Source organism: Paenibacillus bouchesdurhonensis (genome assembly GCF_900155685.1).
In the GTDB taxonomy this organism is placed as follows: Bacteria; Bacillota; Bacilli; order Paenibacillales; family Paenibacillaceae; genus Fontibacillus; species Fontibacillus bouchesdurhonensis.
The window spans coordinates 3,802,189-3,820,338 of record NZ_LT732548.1 but is presented as its reverse complement, the minus strand read 5'-3'; the positions used below and the strand labels follow the sequence as shown (position 1 = coordinate 3,820,338).

Genomic DNA, 18,150 nt, shown 5'->3' with positions numbered 1-18,150 from the left:
ATGCTTCATAGAAATCAGTTGGTCATGATTATTGGTATTGACCTGCCAATTGTTGCTCGGCAATCGTTACCAAACGTTTGGTGATGTAACCACCAATCGAACCGTTTTCGTAAGAAGTCAGGTTACCAGCATATCCATCTTGTGGGAAAGAGATGCCAAGTTCCTGAGCTACTTCATATTTCATTTGCTCCAGTGCTCCGGAAGCTTGTCTAACCACCAGGTTATTCGAAGAATTATTATTTTGGGCCATGATATGTTCACCTCCTTGTGGTTGGTAAAAGTATTATGTACCGAACTTGTCATCTTCATTACGTTTTTTTTAGTTATTTATTGGTAGTGCGGAACTATTCTGATAGTCGATGAGATAGCTTCATCAAATTTCTTAATAAAAAGGGGGTAAGAGCACTTTGAAATGCCCATATTGTGATTATTCCGGGACAAAGGTGCTTGACTCAAGACCAGCTAACGAGAACCGCTCGATCCGTCGCAGGCGGGAGTGCGAGAAATGCAGCCGCCGATTCACGACCTTTGAAATGGTGGAAGAAATGCCGCTGATCGTTATTAAAAAGGACGGCAGCCGCGAGGAGTTCAACCGTGAGAAGCTGCTGCGCGGATTGATCCGAGCCTGCGAGAAACGCCCGGTATCCGTTGATCAATTGGAATCCATTGTCTCGGCAGCGGAAAGATCGCTTCGCCATACGGCAAATGCTGAAGTAGAAAGCCGGGAAATTGGGGAGCTTATTATGGAGCAGTTGTATCCGATCGATGAAGTAGCCTATGTCAGGTTTGCTTCGGTATATCGTCAGTTCAAGGATATCAATATGTTCATGAAGGAATTGAAGGGGCTTCTATCGAAAAGCACTAGCCCATCGGATCCCTTGTAGTTAGCGCAAAATTTGGAGATGCTTGGAGGGTTGTGTTCATGAAATGGAACAGCCAGGCCGGAATGGCGCTCGGTTTTCTCGCAGGTACGACGTTTGGCAGTGGGATCGGCTTCCTGCTTCACTGGCAATCGTATAATTTGATTGTGATCGTCAGCGCGTTTGGCTTCTTGGGGGCTGCTGCGGGAATGTGGGCGGTCAGGAAGTATCTGCGATACATCTCTAATGTAAGCTAGCTCAATAAACGATAATTTTAATCGAGACTGGAATAATAAATACCCGTTTAATTCACGTTAAGTGAAAGAGGCGGGTATTTATTATTTTTTACACAGAGTTTACAAAACTCATACACGGGTTTGATATTTGGTTTCTATAATCAAGTTGTATAAACAAATAAGGGGGAAACCTTAACAATGAAAAAGAGTTTGATGTTAGTTTTGACTTTAGTATTAACTTTCACTTTGGCCGCCTGCGGTCAAAACAACTCGAAGTCCAATAGTCCTGCTGCGGAAGCTCCAGGCACTGCCAATGAAAGCCCGGCAAATGAGACACCATCTGAACTATCCGGTTCCATTCTGGCTGTTGGCTCTTCTGCACTTCAACCTCTAGTGGATCAGGCATCCAAGAAATTCATGGATCAGAATCCAAAGGTTTCTATCCAAGTTCAAGGCGGGGGTAGCGGTACAGGCTTGACTCAAGTTTCTGGCGGACAAGCCGACATCGGTAACTCTGACGTATTTGCCGAAGAGAAGCTGGATGCAGCTCAATCTGGAGAGTTGGTTGACCACCAAGTAGCCGTTGTCGCAATGGCTGCCGTTATTAATCCTGAAATTACTGTCGACAACCTGACGAAGGATCAGTTGGTTGGCATCTTCACAGGTAAAATCACTAACTGGAGCGAAGTTGGCGGACAGGATCAAAAAATTCAAATCGTCAACAGACCATCCAGCTCGGGTACGCGTGCGACGTTTGAAAAATACGCTTTGGACACAAAAACAGAAGACCTTCCGGGCTCCATTCAAGAGGACTCTTCTGGCACAGTTAAGAAGCTTGTTAAAGAAACACCAGGAGCGATCGGCTATCTAGCTCTTTCATACCTGGACGATTCCATCAAAGTTCTGAAATATGATGGCGTCGAAGCGACTGTAGACAATGTTGCCAACGGTAGCTACCCAATATGGGCATATCAACACATGTACACGAAAGGTGAGCCGAATGAAGTTGTTAAAGCTTTCCTTGACTACATGGCATCCGATGACGTACAAAATAATGATGTCGTTGAGCTAGGATATATTCCAGCTTCCACAATGCAAGTTTTACGTGATGTAGACGGCAACATGACGAATAAATAATAACTTTCATCATATCGGCAAGACAAGAGGCGGATTCTTCTGCCTCTTTCTGTGCTGTGTAAAGGGAGAGGTCTTATGGCTCATACCGGCAGAGGACAAAAGCCAAAACAACATATAATCGAAGAATGGACCGGTAAGATATTTACGTCACTTTGCATCGTCTTTCTGGTAGTGACTATTTTCTCGATGGTTTATTTCGTGGCCACCAAGGGATTAAGCTCATTCTTTAAAGACGGCATCAGCTTAGCTGAAATTTTTGGAAGCACGCAGTGGAAGCCTGATGGAGAACCTCCGATCTTTGGCGCACTGCCATTTATCATCGGATCATTCAGTACGTCTCTGCTCGCTGCACTCATCTCTGCTCCATTAGGCATTTGTGCGGCTTTGTTCATGATCGAAATTATGCCGAAGATCGGCAGAAAATACTTGCAGCCTGTCATCGAGCTGTTGGCGGGAATACCTTCCGTTGTTTACGGATTTGTTGGCCTAAGCGTTATCGTGCCGTTCTATCGGGACGTTTTTCCTGGACAGGGGCTGGGGATCGCCGCGGGTGCGACTGTTCTGTCCATTATGATCCTGCCGACGATTACATCTATTGCTACTGATGCGCTTGCGGCATTGCCTTCAGGTTTGAAGGAAGGTTCTTATGCGCTTGGGGCAACGAGATGGCAGACGCTGTATCGCACCGTGCTGCCTACGACGCTGCCTGCTTTGATGACGGGTGTCGTACTCGGTATGGCGCGTGCCTTCGGGGAAGCTCTGGCCGTTCAGATGGTTATCGGGAATGCTCCGCATATCCCTGGCTCGCTATTTGAATCCACATCTACGCTGACAAGTGTAATTACGTTAAGCATGGGCAATACCGTTATGGGCTCTGTACAGAACAATGTTCTGTGGACGTTGGCTCTCATTCTGATGATGATGACCTTCGTATTTGTCTTTGTTGTAAGATGGCTGGAAAGGAGGGCTAATCGATGAGTGCAAAAACAGCTGATAAAATTGCTACGGCCGTAATTATAACCTTGGCCGGATTCATCGTGCTCATTCTAGCCGGACTGCTTGGGTTTATCCTTGTGCGGGGGCTGGGGCATATTAGCTTTGATTTCCTGACTTCTCCACCGGAGACGATTAAAGAGGGCGGCGGAATTGGGCCTCAGCTATTTAATTCCTTGTTTCTGCTCGTCTTAACCTTGCTAATTACGATTCCTTTAGGACTTGGTGCAGGTATTTACATGAGCGAATACGCCAAGCCAGGCAAAGTAACGGACTTTATCCGCCTGATTGTGGAAGTGTTGTCTTCCTTCCCTTCGATCGTTGTCGGTTTGTTCGGATTGCTTGTTATCGTCAACATATTTGGATTCGGCTTCTCGCTATTCTCGGGTGCACTAGCGTTGACCGTGTTTAACTTGCCGCTGATGGTGCGGATTACTGAACAAGGGATGAACAGCGTGCCTGTTGCTCAGAAGGAAGCGAGTCTTGCCCTTGGCCTGTCAAAGTGGAAAACGATCCGCTCAATTATGCTGCCGATCGCTATGCCGATTATTTTGACAGGGACGATTCTCGCTGCGGGCCGCGTGTTTGGGGAGGCGGCTGCCCTGTTGTTCACGGCGGGAATGAGCAGCCCGAGACTCGACTTCACCGATTGGAATCCTTTCAGTCCGATGTCGCCGTTGAATCCGTTCCGTCCTGCCGAGACGCTGGCCGTTCATATCTGGAAGATCAATTCGGAAGGATTGGCTCCTGATGCTCCGGAAATTGCTGCAGGGGCTTCAGCCGTACTTATACTCACCGTGCTGGCGTTTAATCTATTGGCCCGCTGGCTGGGGCGTGTCATGCATAAGAAATTTACAGCAACGAAATAGGGAGGAGCCTCTATGAGCAATATCGAACTTTCCGTTAAAGATTTGAGTGTGTACTATGGTGAGAAGCAGGCGGTTAAGGATGTATCACTTGATTTTGAATCCAAGCAGGTAACGGCGCTGATCGGTCCGTCCGGCTGCGGGAAATCGACCTTTCTTCGCAGTCTGAATCGGATGAACGATCTCATCAGCGGTGCAAAAATTACCGGTGAAATATGGATCGGTAACGAGAATATTAACGATCCCAAGACCGACGTAGTTCTGCTTCGCCAAAAGATCGGCATGGTCTGGCAAAGACCGAACCCTTTTCACAAATCGATTTATGAAAATATAGCCTTTGGCCCTCGCTATCATGGAATCAAGGATAAGAAGAAGCTGGATCAAATCGTCGAGGAATCTTTAACGAAGGCTGCTTTGTGGAACGAGACGAAGGACAGGCTGCATCGCTCAGCCTTATCACTGTCAGGGGGCCAACAGCAGCGTCTCTGCATCGCCAGGTCGATCGCAGTAAGTCCCAGTATTATTCTGATGGATGAACCCGCTTCCGCGCTTGATCCTGTATCTACCTCCAAAATCGAGGAACTGATCGCCGATTTGAAGAAAGAGTACTGCATTATTATCGTAACCCATAACATGCATCAAGCGGCGCGCATATCTGAGAAGACGGCATTCTTCCTAATGGGAGAGGTTGTCGAGTTTGATGACACGGATAAAATATTTACGAATCCAAAAGAAAAACGCACGGATGATTATATTTCCGGACGATTCGGATAAGCACATATACGTAAAGGCAGGCGGGATTGAATATCCCCGCCTGCCTCTACTGTTTTTTTGGAACTAATGATTATAATTGATTCAGCTTATGCTTTCCTTTATCAGTGATTGATGACTCGTATCGTATCGAATTTGGCGCATCGCCTATGGTTGGAGTACAATAATTAGAGGAGTAATTTTAGCAGAGAGTCCAGTGATTGTGTGATTTGGAGGATAACATGGATATTGAAATTTTGATACTATCCCAATTGATGCAAGGGCCAAAGCACGGCTACGAAATTAAGAAGAGCATTATCTTTGTGATGGGAAATAGGAAGATTATTAATAACAATGCGCTGTACCCTAAATTGAAACAATTTGAGGCGCGTGGTATTGTAAGTAAAGAAATGGAGTTTCAAGAAGGAAAGCCCAATCGTTATGTCTATTCGATTACGAAAGCCGGACATGAGCTGTTCTATGAAAGCCTGTCCACTTTTACGATGGATACGATCACCTCGGAGGATGAATGGTCGATTCGGCTGGCCTACTTTGACTTGCTGAGTACGGAGACGAAACGGGAAATGTTAGACTACCGGGAGCAATATGTATTAGAGAAGATGAAGCGTTTAGAGCAGTTGTCAACATCTATGGGAGATAATAAATATCTGATGTATTCTCCAGAGCTGTATTTATACACGCAAGGGGTGCTGGAGAAGGAGATGTCTATTATTCATGAATTGTTGGACAGACTAGAAGCAACGGAGCTATCGTCATGACCGAGAACCGGACAAGAACCGGACAGGCCGCCTTATCTCTGTCCGGTTCTTTTTGGTGCAAGTGTATCGTTTTATTTTGCGGTTAGAGCAAGCTAATGACGAGCAGTTCAAACAGCACTAATGGGAGAATGACATTGTTGTAGTAATAGGATCCGTACAGCCCGCGGTTATACCCAGCATAGCCGCCTCCGTGCGAGCCATAGGGGGTGGGCATGGGAGAGCCCGGGTAGCCGCCATGATGTCCATAATGGCCATAGTGCTCATGATGTCCTGGGTAGCCGTAATGTCCGTAGTGTCCATGATGTCCGTAGTGATCATGGTGTCCGTATTGCGGATCTGGGCCGGTCTGCTGACCGGGGATGACAAGGAATAGCAAGCTGGCGTCCGTATGTGATAACACGCCTTCGTAAGTGACTCCGTCTACCGTTTGAACGCGTACTGGACGATTCGCGTATTGTTTGCCGACCTTATGCAGCTGTTCCTTCATATTTTTCATCGTTTGGACGGCATTCGGATTGGCTTGATAGACTACCTGCTGATTTCTTTCGTTTGATGTTGTCATACATTTAACCTCCACTAATTATGCAGTGTGATTCGATGATGACATCCTATGCTATAGCCTAGAAAGTGGTGTCTGATATTTTGCTCGAATCCCATTTAAAGGATTGTCTCTCTGACAATCGTTTTGGTAACATACATCTTAGTTAGCATGATTTTCGTAAGTAACAATCGCTTTCATGCGAGGTATTGGTCGAAATAAGGAGATTTCTAATGAATGTGTTAGAGTGGATTGAGCTGATGTTCAAACAGTACGGATACTTGGTATTGCTAATTGGACTTCCTATAGATTTTATAGCCCTGCCGCTGCCTCCTGGGCAGACGACGCTTACGTTTACCGGTTATTTAGCCTATAAAGGCGTACTTGACTGGATTCCGGCGATGGCGGTAGCTTTTGCAGGATCGGCTATCGGGGTGACAGTTACGTATTTCATCGGGTATAAGGTAGGGGCACCGCTTGTGGAACGGTATGGGAAATGGATATTTATTAAGCCCTCCCAAATTGAGAAAACGAGACGCACCTATGATAAATACGGAAATAATATGCTGTTGATTAGTTTTTTTGTACCGGGAGTCCGGCAATTTTTTGGTTATTTCGTAGGAATTATTCGCGTCCCCTTCCGTACATTCGCGATTTATGCTTATACGGGGGCTGCGATTTGGGTGTTTGTGTTTGTTAGCATCGGCTATGTGTTCGGCGAGCAGTGGCAACATATATTTGCGCTAGTGGAAAATTACTTGAAATACATATGTACAGGAATCGGAGCGCTGCTGGTTTTCTGGTTTATCTGGAAATGGCGGAGGCTGCGCTTGAAGGAAACGAAGCGGGAGAAAGAACTTGGATAATACACTGGACATCATAGATGGGGGAGAAGTGAGCTTACAAGGGGCAGGGTAAGCCATTCCCCTGAGCGGGGTTGTTTTTTATTTGGGCAAGCTAAAGGCGCGGGGTAATTTTTACTCCAGCGCCTTTTTAATCGTTTGGTAAATTTTCAGCTTCTTCCCGAACCTTCAGCAGTGACCAAATGGTGAATAGATTGCTTAACACGTTCAGCCCAGAGGCGATGAGTGCCAAATCATCGGCAGTAAGATCTGCTAATTCAATATCTTGTCGCTGCGACTTTTTATTTCTCGCCAAATTATCACCTGCTTTAAATCTTGTTCATTCATAGTATGCAGTTGTTTTCCTTCAAGGCATGGGCATTGCACATGTTTCCCTGCTCTTATGACGACTAACTCCAAAGGCTGATCCAGTCTTTTATTTTGATTAAAGCCTTCTTACTCTGTTATCATATTAGCTAGATATTTGTGATTGTTCGGAATTTTTGGGAATGACTTTTTATTTTCGAGGGAAGGGACAGAGGAATGAGCTTTCAGTTGACGACGAGGGTCATCAAATTGCTGTGCGGCGAGATTAGCTATACGCAGGGGGATGCCTATTATCATAATGGACGAGTGCAGTTGAATGATCCTGATTCCGATCCAGAAGCTTTGGAGTATGCAGCAATGGTTCGGGGCACCAAGAATTACAGTGTTCATGTAAAAATCGATAGCGATGGGGATGTGGAGGCGAACTGCAGTTGTTCCGCATACAGGAGTTACGATAACTACTGCAAGCATATTGCTGCTGTATTAATTCATATTCACGATTTAAAGCACGGCGGGGATTCGCCTGTCCGAACCCATAGCTCGACCCCGAGCTTGGACGAGACGGGGGTGTTGCGGGCAAGAAACACGATGCATGCTAGAAATAACATGAGCACGCTAGATAGTTCGGGTGCTTCAATGAATATGGACAACATCGCAGCAAAATCCAAGAGGAAGGCCGGCTCATCAGGTGGTTTATACGGAATGCAGGGATTTAGACGTGATACGATGGCTGCGCGTGATGCAGGGGTCACGAAAGGGATTCTAAAAATTTTTGATAATAAACAGCAAGGGCGGTTTAGCATTACGAAGCATCTTGCGGATACGAAAACGCCGCTGCAGGTAGAAATTATTTGCAAGCTGCATCCTTACCGAGCTCAAAAACATTTATTTGGTGTGGAGCTTAAGGTGGGAACAAAGCGATTATATATCGTGCAAAAAATTCGCGAATTCCTGGATTGTGTTGAGCGAGGGGAGCCTTACGAGTTCACCAAGCATTTTACTTATGTTCCGGAACTTCATTATTTCCGTCCTGAAGACGACATCGTCATTAGGCAACTGCTCCATATATATCGTAACGAACGCATGTATCAGGAAACGAGTTCGAAGCTTACGGCATATTCGGCATATGACAAGCTGATTAATGATGACCGGATGCTGCTGGTTCCGCCCTTTGCGTGGGATGCGCTTCAGCCCTTGTTGGCAGGAAACTCCGCGGTACAAATTATGCGGGAGCATCAACGGACTCACGTCTTTGAAATTTCCGCAGAGCCGATTCCGCTTCATTTTGAATTTGATGAGCATGAGCCTGAGGGATACCAGCTTCGAATCGATGGGCTTGATGAGCTTATCGTCTTGGAGGCATACGGGCTTGTGCTGTCCGGTCAAAAGCTGATTCCGCTGCCGACTCAGCAGTGCAGCCGATTATCGGAGTTAAAGCATATGCTGTATTTCTCGCAAAACGACGAGATTTACATTTCGGCTGAGCAGATGGAGCCTTTCTTAGAAAAGGTAGTCCCCGGTCTCAAGAAATTAGGAACCGTTCGAATGAGCCCATCGATTTCGGAGCAAATCGTCCATGCCCCATTGATCGCCAGGCTATATTTGGATCGCGTAAGGGATCGGCTCCTGGCAGGGCTTGAGTACCAGTATGGAGACATCGTTTTTAACCCGTTAGCCTCCCACGATGAAAGGCGCGGCGAGAGCCGCATACTTATGCGTGATGGAGATAAAGAAGGCCAAATTATTAGCCTGATGGAGGGAGGCCTGTTCGCGCAAACGGAGAGCGGTTTTTTTCTGGATGACGAGGACGACGAATATGAATTTCTATATCGAGTCCTTCCGGAGCTGGAGAAGCTTCTTGACGTCTATGCAACCTCTGCGGTCAAAGTGAGATTGTATACGGAGCATGCTCCGCCACAAATCCGCATCGATGTAGATGAGCGAACCGATTGGCTGGAATTTAAGTTCGAGATGCAGGGGATCCCGGAAGCGGAAATCAAGAACGTGCTCAGCTCGCTTGAGGAGAAGCGAAAGTATTACCGAATGCCAAATGGGGCATTAATGCCGTTGGAGAGCAGCGAATTCCAGGAAATTATTACATTAATGAATGAAATGGGTGTCCGCAAAGCTGATTTGAAGGGGGCGGAGGCCAGATTGCCTGCCGTGCGCGGAATGCACTTCATGAACTATTCCGGTGTGGCGAATAACGTCAAGCTAGGCAAATCATTACGTCGTCTGCTGGATAATATGCGTAGCCCGGATCATTTGGATTTTCCTATCCCGGAGCAGCTTGACAGCGTGCTGCGAGATTATCAGAAATATGGTTACCAATGGATGAAGACGCTCGCTCATTATCGATTCGGCGGAATTTTGGCTGATGATATGGGACTTGGCAAAACGCTGCAAAGCATCGCTTTTATCGTATCTGTGCTTCCGGAAATTCGGCAACAGGATCTGCCGGCGCTGATTGTCGCACCAGCTTCGCTTGTGTATAACTGGAGGAATGAACTGAAAAAATTCGCTCCTGACATTAAAGCCGTTATTGTCGACGGCAGCCGTACCGAGCGGGGACGAACGATGAGAAATCCATCGGACATCGATGTCATCATTACATCTTATCCGCTATTGAGGCGGGATATCGACTTGTACGAGGGACGGTCATTTCATACGCTCATCCTGGATGAAGCGCAAGCCTTCAAAAATCACACGACCCAAACTGCGCAGGCGGTAAAGGCCATTTACGCAAAATATCGGTTCGCGCTAACAGGTACTCCGATTGAGAACTCCCTGGAGGAGTTGTGGTCGATTTTTGAGGCGGTATTTCCGGAGCTGTTCTCGGGTAAAAAGGAGTTTAATGAATTGTCGCGAGAGACGATTGCCAAAAGGATACGTCCCTTTTTGCTTCGCCGATTGAAAACCGATGTACTCAAGGAACTGCCGGAGAAAATCGAGACACTGCAAGCTTCCGAGCTGCTTCCCGAACAGAAGAAGCTGTATCTGGCTTATTTGGCCAAACTGCAACAAGAGACGCTGAAGCATCTGGATCAGGATGAATTTAAGCGGAATCGCATAAAAATATTAGCGGGTCTTACAAGACTGCGCCAGCTATGCTGCCATCCGGCACTTTTCGTGGATGACTATAACGGGAGCTCAGCTAAATTCGAGCAGCTGCTTGAAATTGTAGAGGAGTGCCAAAGTGCGGGGAAACGTATGCTGATCTTTTCGCAGTTCACGGAAATGCTGGGGATTATCGGTCGGGAGCTGGGGTACGAGGGCATTCCTTTCTATTATCTGGATGGCAAGACTCCGGCTGCGGAGCGGGTGGAGCTCTGCGATCGCTTCAACAACGGAGAGAAGGATGTGTTCCTGATTTCGCTCAAGGCGGGCGGAACAGGGCTCAACCTTACCGGAGCCGATACAGTTATATTGTATGATCTGTGGTGGAATCCTGCCGTAGAAGAACAAGCTGCAGACCGCGCGCACCGAATGGGGCAGAAGAACGTAGTCCACGTCATTCGTTTAGTGACGCAAGGAACCGTCGAAGACAAAATGTACGAGCTTCAGCAGAAGAAGAAAAATTTGATCGATGAAGTTATACAGCCGGGGCAGGAGGCGCTGTCCTCATTGACGGAAGAGGAGATCCGCGAAATTCTGATGATTTAGGCAGCGTGTTATATGCAGGTCTATAGCAAAACAAAACAACCATGTCCCGGCAAGGGACATGGTTGTTGTTGTAAAAACGTATACACTCGGGCAAGTCCGCGAAGTCGAGCTGTTTTATTTTTTGACGACCGCTTCTTGTACGTCCGCCTGCTCGCTTTGCACTCGAATCATATTGTTCACTGCACTGAACAACGCTTTGACCGAAGAGGTCATGATATCCACATCGATGCCGCAGCCCCAATGAAGTTTGCCATCTGGCGCCGTAATGCCGACGTAGGAGACCGCTTGGGAGCCGGAGCCTACTTCTAGTGCATGCTCTTTGTAAATCAGGTTGCTGTAGCTGATGTCAAGCTTCGATTGCAGGGCGTTGCTAATCGCGTCAAGCCGTCCGTTTCCGACGCCGTTGAGCTCCTGAACTTCTTCGTTTTCCTTCACAGTAATCGTCGTCTCGTAATCATCGTGATGGTTGAAGTGGTATTTCAGAAACTCCACAGGAGACTTGATATTGACATAGACATCTTTGAAAATATCGTAAATTTCGTTCGCTACCAGTTCTTTATGCAGGCGGTCGGAAACATTCTTTACCCGGTAGCCGAAATCCTCGCGCATTTTTGGCGGGAGATCGAGGCCGTAATGTTGCTCGAGCAGGTAGCCGATGCCGCCTTTGCCGGATTGGCTGTTGATGCGGATAACGTCGCCTTCGTATTCGCGCCCGATATCCTTCGGGTCGATCGGCAGATAAGGAACCGTCCAATGCTCGCAGTCATGTTCTTCGCGCCATTTCATGCCTTTGGCAATCGCGTCCTGATGGGAGCCGGAGAAAGCGGCGAATACAAGCTTGCCTGCATAAGGCTGTCTTTCGTTCACTTTCATTTTGGTCATGCGCTCATAAACTTCGATGATTTCCAGGATGTTCTCGAAATTCAGCTTCGGGTCGACCCCGTGGGAGTACATGTTCAAGGCTAGGGTAACAATGTCGACATTCCCCGTGCGCTCCCCGTTGCCGAACAGCGTGCCTTCGACGCGCTGGCCGCCGGCAAGCAGGGCGAGCTCCGTATCGGCAATTCCGGTTCCCCGGTCATTATGAGGATGCAGGGACAGGATGACATTGTCCCGGTATTTCATATGATCGCTCATATATTCGATTTGGCTGGCGTAGACGTGCGACATCGACATGGAGACTGTAGCCGGCAGGTTAATAATGACCTTATTATCTGCGGTTGGCTGCCATACATCGAGCACAGCATTACAAATTTCAAGCGCGAAATCAATCTCGGTGCCCGTGAAGCTTTCCGGCGAGTATTGGAATTTGAAGTTGCCCTCGGTTTCCGCTGCGTATTTTTTCAGAAGCCCGGCTCCGGTTACCGCGATATCGATAATTTCTTGCTTGGACTTCCGGAATACCTGTTCGCGCTGAGCGACGGAGGTAGAGTTGTAGAGATGGACTACCGCCTGCTTCGCTCCTTTAAGCGACTCAAACGTCTTTTGAATAATATGCTCCCTAGACTGGGTAAGCACTTGGATCGTCACGTCATCGGGAATAAGATTTTGTTCGATGAGGGTACGCAGGAAAGTATATTCTGTCTCGGAAGCAGCCGGGAATCCAACCTCGATTTCCTTAAAGCCCAGCTTGACGAGTACTTGGAAAAATTCCAGCTTCTCCTCCAAATTCATCGGGACGACCAGCGCTTGGTTCCCATCGCGAAGATCGACACTGCACCAAGTAGGGGCTTCGGTGATGTACTCTTTCTGCGTCCATTTCAGACTAGTTTGCGGAGGCATAAAATAACCTCTTGTGTACTTTTCGTAATTTTTCATGTGAATGACCACCTTTCCATCGAATTAGAATTTTCATAAATTTACAGCTTATTTGTATTTGGAGTATAAAAAAAGCCTTCCATCTCCAAAAACAATTAGAGACGAAAGGCTGTTGACAGCTTACGCGGTACCACTCTGATTCATACCTTAACGGTATGCACTCTACCGGATACGGGCTGCGCACTCGAACGAGACACGGCCTTATATCCTCCTACTGTAACGGTTAGGCTCCGGCTCCACCTACTCTAATACAATTTCAGCGAGCTACTTCAAGGTGAGTTCGGATCTGGCTTGCGGCTGTTTTGCACCGGCCAACAGCTCTCTGGGCGCTTGCGTCAATCCTACTATTCCTCTTCGACGTATTTGAATATTGACGTTAGTTTACTACAACGCTGCAAGGGAATCAAGATATTTTTAGCATGGCTTGGTAATTATTTGCGCTGAAGACGATTTGCCGTACTCCTTTAAGGGATGGAGGAGCGAACCACCTGAACGGTTGCGGATCTGTAGCTCCCTTTGTAATAAGCGTATATTTTAGTCGTTCCAGCTTTGAGCCCCACAAGATCGCCGTTCTCGTCGTAGTCGGCAATTTCCGGGTTATCGCTTCTAAATGTGGTCATGTGGGTGATGTCTATACGCTGGTAAGAAGTCGAATAGTCGTAAAGGTATGTCCTTGTGTCCAGTTTGTCTCCGACAGAGAGCGAATATTCGGTGGAATCCAGATATAAGCTAGCTGGCTCGAGTTCATCTGAATCATGGGGAAGCACGATAATTGGCAGGGTGGCTTGCAAGCCTTGATGGCTTGCAATAAGGCGGGTAGTACCAGGCTCGATTCCCGTTATCCGGCCTAGGCCGTCTACCGCAGCAATCGAAGGATCTTCAATCAGGTACTGGGCGGCCGCTGAGAGCGTATTCGTATATCCGTCCGAATAAACTGCTTGAATGACGGTAGGAGAGCTATGGCCTTTGAGCACTTTTTTCTCGGATTCCGTAAAAGCGATATTCATCAGCGTCCGCTCGCCGGGCGGAGCAGCTTCCTGCGGCTTGGGCAGCTTGCTCAATTGGGCCTTGTAAATGTCGCCGCGTTTGATCGTGCCGGTTACGATGAACCCGCCGTCCGAGGCAGCGGCCGCATCGCCATGGTTATACAGCGACGGGCCCTCGTACAGATAATCGCCCAGCGTTTGCCCCCCGTCATCGACGGTCAGCACAGCATATTGTCTCCTTACGTTCGGATAGTCCCCTTTTGTATTGGCTCCAATCAGGGCATATCCGTACTCGGCGGAAACCAGCTTGCTATACGACCTGCTTCCCGAGGCGTATTCTGAGGGATAAGCTTTTTCCCACAGCAGGCTGCCGCTAGTGTCGATTTTGGCCAGCATATTTGCAATTTTACCGAATGCCGACTTGCGGTACCCGATCAGATAGCCGCCGTCTTTGGCCGGGATAAGGGTATGGGCATAGAAGGTTGCTGTTTTATCCTGGTACTGCTTGTTCCATTCCATCTGACCTTGCCCGTTCAGCTTAATGATGAGCAGGGCACTTTGGATTTCAACAGGTTCGTAGTTTTCTCTTGTAATACTACCTACGGCGAGAAATCCGCCGTCCGGGGTTTGAACGATGTCATAAATAACCTGGTCGTCCCCGAACCAATATTTCTTGAACCACAGCTGCTCGCCGAGGATATTTGTCCGAAGGGCGAAGGCGCTATAGAAGCCGGCGCTGGTCGCGCCATATCCCGCGACTGCAAAGCCGCCGTCTACGGTCTCGATCACCGAGAAAGAGTAGTTATGGTAGTAAGGGTCATCATAAGTATTTTCCCATTGAATGTTGCCGCTGCCATCCAGTTTAACCAAGTAGAGTACGCTGTAAGGCTTGCCGCTGTAATCCGTGATTGTGCCTGTGACCAAGTAGCCGCCGTCCTCCGTTTCTACGGCATTTCTAGCCTGGTCGCTCGAGGAGTAGTTGATTTTCGTTACCCATTCCGTATTGCCTTCCGGATCGGTTTTAACGATGTAAGCAAGTGAATCCAAATAACCTGAAGAGCCTGTTTCCTGAATCTCGCCTAGCATTAGATATCCACCATCTGATGTGGCAATTACTCCTTTGCCGGATGATCGATTTCCGTAATCTCTCGACCAATCCATGGCAGTTTGCTCCGAACCGGAAGCTGCGTAACTATGTGTGGTTAGGCCGAGGATTCCGGAAAATCCAGATAAAATAATTGCCAATACCGTAAAGCATAAGCTTAAGCTGCGAAATAGAGATTTAATCAATCTTTCCCACTCCTCTCATTTTGAAAACATGATTACTTGCGAGTTGGACAGCAGCCTTACATGTTAATGGACTTGGAATATATACCCATTATGCTTATAAAGCCGAATATTATTAATCCCACCAAGAGCATATATCCCTATGAATATGTAATTATTTTTCTTTTATGGTAGATAAGTGTCTTTTGTGACTTTAGAATGGGGAGCAGAGATCGTAACGTGGATTAGGCCGTCTTAAGACATAAGCGTGAAGTCACATTTTTGCTAGAATCCGGCAAGAAAATGATAACTGTACAGAGAGCTTGACATTCAGCAAGCAATTTAATACAATGAAATAGTCGCTTACGGGGTCTTAGCTCAGCTGGGATTCCACCGTTGTCGGTTACACTGCCCCAAATACAGGGCTTAATTAAATAAAAATTATATGTGGGGCTATAGTATAGCGGGAATACGCTACACTGGCAGTGTAGAGTCCGCGGTTCGATTCCGCGTAGCTCCACCAACATCTAATACAAACGGCAGAGATGCCGTTTATTTTTATTATGTATTTTGTTTTGGATAAGTTAAATTTGTTCTTATGCGATCAATGTCTAAGGTGCCAATATTAGTGGCACCTTGTTCTGTTTTCGGAGATTTTGATTACTGACCGTTGATGCCGAACCACTTGATAGACCGTCAATGGCAAGCAATAGCGGCTCAAATAGCTAGGATCTGTGATTTCATAATATTTGCAACGCAATTGTTATTTATTTTTTGACCTCCCTTTTTTTCAAAATATATGGTGCACCCACTAATCCTGTTTCTTGAATCTGCAGATTCAGTGAAACGGAAACTTCCGCCTTTGCAAATTTCTCTGGCCATTCCTTTTTTAACGTTTTCCATGTATACGGATGTTGTCGGTGAAAAGCTTCGCCAAAACCGAAAATGTCTGTGCCGAGAGGCTGCACCTCCTGTATGATCTGATGGACATATGTACCGGCTTGTGTATTTAATTCATTTTGGACCAGAGCTATGTTTTTAGAAACAGCCAAGTCTAAGCGAGTGTTGTTTTCCCGAATTTTCCCCTTTCCGCTAAGCGTTACGAGAAAATGTACCTTCGTGCCCTGCGGGGATGCCACGATTTTTCTTTTCAAATGATTTGCCTCCACTACGACGTTTCCCTTCTCCCCAGGAATATCCACCGTGATGATTATTGATTTCAATTGCTCTTTGATCCATTGCTGGAAGTAGCCCTTATTCATCGGCAAATATCCGGCGAGACGGGAGTCCTTGTTAAAAATAGCGAAACCCCATAGCTTCATCTTTGGATCTGTTAGTTCAGAGCTTCCCTCGGAAGAACTGCCAGTCATCTCGATCACAGGCAAGAAGGGGCTGCTTTCCTCGCTCTCAGCAGCCATATAAAAGTTTCGTAACGTGTGATTGGCCTTTAATCCAGCTGTCTCATGCATTTTGACAATAGCATCAGCGGATAGGCTTTCCAGCGGATACGTCAATTCGAGAAAATCCTGTACCGAGCCCCCCTTTAAGAGCATTATGTCCCTTCGCAGCCGAACAGTTGGATCCCGGCCTAATTCATCTAAAATGTTTGCAAGGCCATGTTTCGCTAATGTTTCCCCAATCAGGACTATCCCGCTATGCCCTTCAAACCACGGCCTTGATAGTTTTAACCGCATATTCTTAGAGGCATCGTACATATTTTCCCCATTTCCCGATACGGTAAAAAAAGCCTTGCCCTGGCTCTTCCCTTCACCGACGCCTAGTTTTGACGGAATTGCAAACTGCGCAGTCCCCGTAAACATTTTATCTTCATTCAAGTCAAATCCCCAGGCGGTGATAATGGCTTGGTCGTTTAGTTCTTTGCGATCCCAGCAACCTGTCATCAATAGCATGAGCAAAAGTAATAGGATAGGAATCATAAAGTGTATTGGTTTCATTGCGGGCTCACTTTCTTGTTGGATCTCTTTTTGCGGATCAACCCAACAATCCATAATAATAGGAGAAAGACACATGCGTAGATGAGCAGAGCACGAGGCAGCAAAGACTGTTGGTAATCAACCACGACCTCCGTAATGTTCTTTGGCAACAGCGAGTAAAGAAATATAATTGGAACAACAATCCAAATTAACTTTCTCCAATCTTTCATATTGAGCCATTGCGCGGTTCCGTAAATGGTGACAAACAAGTACAAAGACAATTTGATAAAAACAGAAAACATCCAGATGATCACGACAAAGATGTCGACATTTTCAATAAATCCCAAGACGGAAATAAATCGCGTCATACTTAAAAAAGGAAACCACATTCGCGAGGGGAGCGTCGATCCAAATGTCATAATGATCATCGCAGTTGCTGCAATAGTCAAAATAGAGGAAACAGCTATTCCCCACATGGACCGTGTGAATGCTTGACGGAAATCCCTAAGAAAACGAAACACCATGACAAACAAGATGATATCGCCATAAAAAGCAACGAGGGGGATTGCCCCTTTTAAAATGGACTTCCAGCCGGAATCAGCATAGACGGGTGTTAATTGCTGCCAGTCCGACTGATTTAAGCTAAGAACGAAAGTGCCCAAAAGCATAAGTACAATAAATGGGCCCATCAATTCACTGCAACGTGCGATTCCTTCAAGGCCTCCCGTATAAACAACGTAAATCGCCAAAATTAATACTACGATTGATAACACGGTTAAGGGAGTTTCATTAAACAGCGCAACATATATAAATTCGGAGGAATTGCGTAAAATAATCCCGCTTACTGAATACCACATTATAAAGTAAGGAACGACGAGAATTTTCCCCAACCATTTTCCTAATATCGTCTGGCTATATTGTATAAATGTTTGCTCGGGGTAAAGAAGGCTTACCTTTACAGCGAGGATCATCATGCAGATCCCGATTATTCCAGACAACGTGATGGAAATCCAAGCATCTTGTTTAGCCTCGGCAATGGCTGGAGACAGCGTAAACAAAATACCAAGGCCGGTTATCGTATTTAGGATCAGCCAGAAAAGCTGCAGTCCGGATATTTTCATTCGCAAGCACTCCTATCAATGGCTAATCGGATAC

The 18,150-nt window shown here is 46.7% G+C and carries 16 protein-coding genes, 1 tRNA gene and 1 other annotated feature; of the genes, 10 read left to right on the top strand and 7 right to left on the bottom strand.

The window, feature by feature from the left end:
• Nucleotides 1-28 precede the first annotated feature (28 nt).
• Nucleotides 29-250 carry an alpha/beta-type small acid-soluble spore protein gene (locus CZ379_RS21325; protein ID WP_110933460.1) on the bottom strand — a complete coding sequence of 74 codons (222 nt, stop codon included), beginning with the start codon at nt 248-250 and terminating at the stop codon, nt 29-31.
• 157 nt (nt 251-407) lie between these two features.
• Between CZ379_RS21325 and nrdR the strand changes: the two genes are divergently transcribed.
• From nrdR to CZ379_RS21290, 7 genes are all read left to right on the top strand, one after another.
• Nucleotides 408-884 (top strand): transcriptional regulator NrdR, encoded by a 477-nt coding sequence (gene nrdR / locus CZ379_RS21320; RefSeq protein ID WP_110933459.1) that lies wholly within the window; start codon nt 408-410, stop codon nt 882-884.
• A 38-nt stretch (nt 885-922) separates the two neighbouring features.
• Complete coding sequence (locus CZ379_RS21315; protein WP_110933458.1) at nt 923-1,117, top strand: hypothetical protein; 195 nt, start codon at nt 923-925, stop codon at nt 1,115-1,117.
• 177 nt (nt 1,118-1,294) lie between these two features.
• Nucleotides 1,295-2,233 carry a phosphate ABC transporter substrate-binding protein gene (locus tag CZ379_RS21310; protein WP_110933457.1) on the top strand — a complete coding sequence of 313 codons (939 nt, stop codon included), beginning with the start codon at nt 1,295-1,297 and terminating at the stop codon, nt 2,231-2,233.
• Between the two features lie 75 nt (nt 2,234-2,308).
• The gene (gene pstC, locus CZ379_RS21305; RefSeq protein ID WP_110933456.1) at nt 2,309-3,211 is read left to right on the top strand and encodes a phosphate ABC transporter permease subunit PstC; all 903 of its coding nucleotides are present in this window, start codon (nt 2,309-2,311) and stop codon (nt 3,209-3,211) included.
• A complete protein-coding gene (pstA, locus tag CZ379_RS21300; protein WP_110933455.1) occupies nt 3,208-4,095 on the top strand; it encodes a phosphate ABC transporter permease PstA in 888 nt (295 codons plus the stop codon). Before pstC ends, pstA begins: the two co-directional genes overlap by 4 nt.
• A gap of 12 nt (nt 4,096-4,107) precedes the next feature.
• Nucleotides 4,108-4,866 (top strand): phosphate ABC transporter ATP-binding protein PstB, encoded by a 759-nt coding sequence (gene pstB / locus CZ379_RS21295; RefSeq protein ID WP_110933454.1) that lies wholly within the window; start codon nt 4,108-4,110, stop codon nt 4,864-4,866.
• Nucleotides 4,867-5,084: 218 nt separating this feature from the next.
• Nucleotides 5,085-5,621, top strand: coding sequence for a PadR family transcriptional regulator (locus CZ379_RS21290; protein WP_110933453.1), 537 nt, complete (start codon nt 5,085-5,087; stop codon nt 5,619-5,621).
• A gap of 82 nt (nt 5,622-5,703) precedes the next feature.
• Here CZ379_RS21290 and CZ379_RS26790 read toward each other — a convergent pair whose 3' ends face one another.
• A complete protein-coding gene (locus CZ379_RS26790) occupies nt 5,704-6,183 on the bottom strand; it encodes a hypothetical protein (RefSeq protein ID WP_110933452.1) in 480 nt (159 codons plus the stop codon).
• Nucleotides 6,184-6,392: 209 nt separating this feature from the next.
• On the opposite strand from CZ379_RS26790, the gene CZ379_RS21280 reads away from it, so the two are divergent.
• Nucleotides 6,393-7,025: a DedA family protein gene (locus tag CZ379_RS21280; RefSeq protein ID WP_110933451.1), complete on the top strand. Its 633-nt coding sequence runs from the start codon at nt 6,393-6,395 to the stop codon at nt 7,023-7,025.
• A gap of 127 nt (nt 7,026-7,152) precedes the next feature.
• On the opposite strand, the gene CZ379_RS26365 is transcribed toward CZ379_RS21280, so the two are convergent.
• Nucleotides 7,153-7,317: a hypothetical protein gene (locus CZ379_RS26365; protein ID WP_199925719.1), complete on the bottom strand. Its 165-nt coding sequence runs from the start codon at nt 7,315-7,317 to the stop codon at nt 7,153-7,155.
• A gap of 227 nt (nt 7,318-7,544) precedes the next feature.
• Between CZ379_RS26365 and CZ379_RS21275 the strand changes: the two genes are divergently transcribed.
• On the top strand, nt 7,545-10,991 hold the full coding sequence (locus CZ379_RS21275) for a DEAD/DEAH box helicase (protein WP_110933450.1): 3,447 nt from the start codon (nt 7,545-7,547) through the stop codon (nt 10,989-10,991).
• A gap of 114 nt (nt 10,992-11,105) precedes the next feature.
• Here CZ379_RS21275 and CZ379_RS21270 read toward each other — a convergent pair whose 3' ends face one another.
• Together CZ379_RS21270 and CZ379_RS21265 are read right to left on the bottom strand one after the other, a co-directional pair.
• Nucleotides 11,106-12,809 carry a 2-isopropylmalate synthase gene (locus tag CZ379_RS21270; protein WP_110933449.1) on the bottom strand — a complete coding sequence of 568 codons (1,704 nt, stop codon included), beginning with the start codon at nt 12,807-12,809 and terminating at the stop codon, nt 11,106-11,108.
• Between the two features lie 94 nt (nt 12,810-12,903).
• Nucleotides 12,904-13,176 (bottom strand) — a binding site (T-box leader).
• 97 nt (nt 13,177-13,273) lie between these two features.
• On the bottom strand, nt 13,274-15,085 hold the full coding sequence (locus CZ379_RS21265) for a hypothetical protein (RefSeq protein WP_110933448.1): 1,812 nt from the start codon (nt 15,083-15,085) through the stop codon (nt 13,274-13,276).
• 425 nt (nt 15,086-15,510) lie between these two features.
• Here CZ379_RS21265 and CZ379_RS21260 point away from each other — a divergent pair.
• Nucleotides 15,511-15,584, top strand: a tRNA-Ala gene (locus CZ379_RS21260).
• Nucleotides 15,585-15,828: 244 nt separating this feature from the next.
• On the opposite strand, the gene CZ379_RS21255 is transcribed toward CZ379_RS21260, so the two are convergent.
• Both CZ379_RS21255 and CZ379_RS21250 read right to left on the bottom strand, forming a co-directional pair.
• Nucleotides 15,829-17,091, bottom strand: a complete 1,263-nt coding sequence (locus CZ379_RS21255; protein WP_110933447.1) for a Ger(x)C family spore germination protein — start codon at nt 17,089-17,091, stop codon at nt 15,829-15,831.
• Entirely contained in the window at nt 17,013-18,116 is a 1,104-nt protein-coding gene (locus tag CZ379_RS21250; RefSeq protein ID WP_110934495.1) for a GerAB/ArcD/ProY family transporter, read from the bottom strand. The genes CZ379_RS21255 and CZ379_RS21250 overlap by 79 nt, the downstream gene beginning before the upstream one ends.
• Nucleotides 18,117-18,150: the final 34 nt, after the last annotated feature.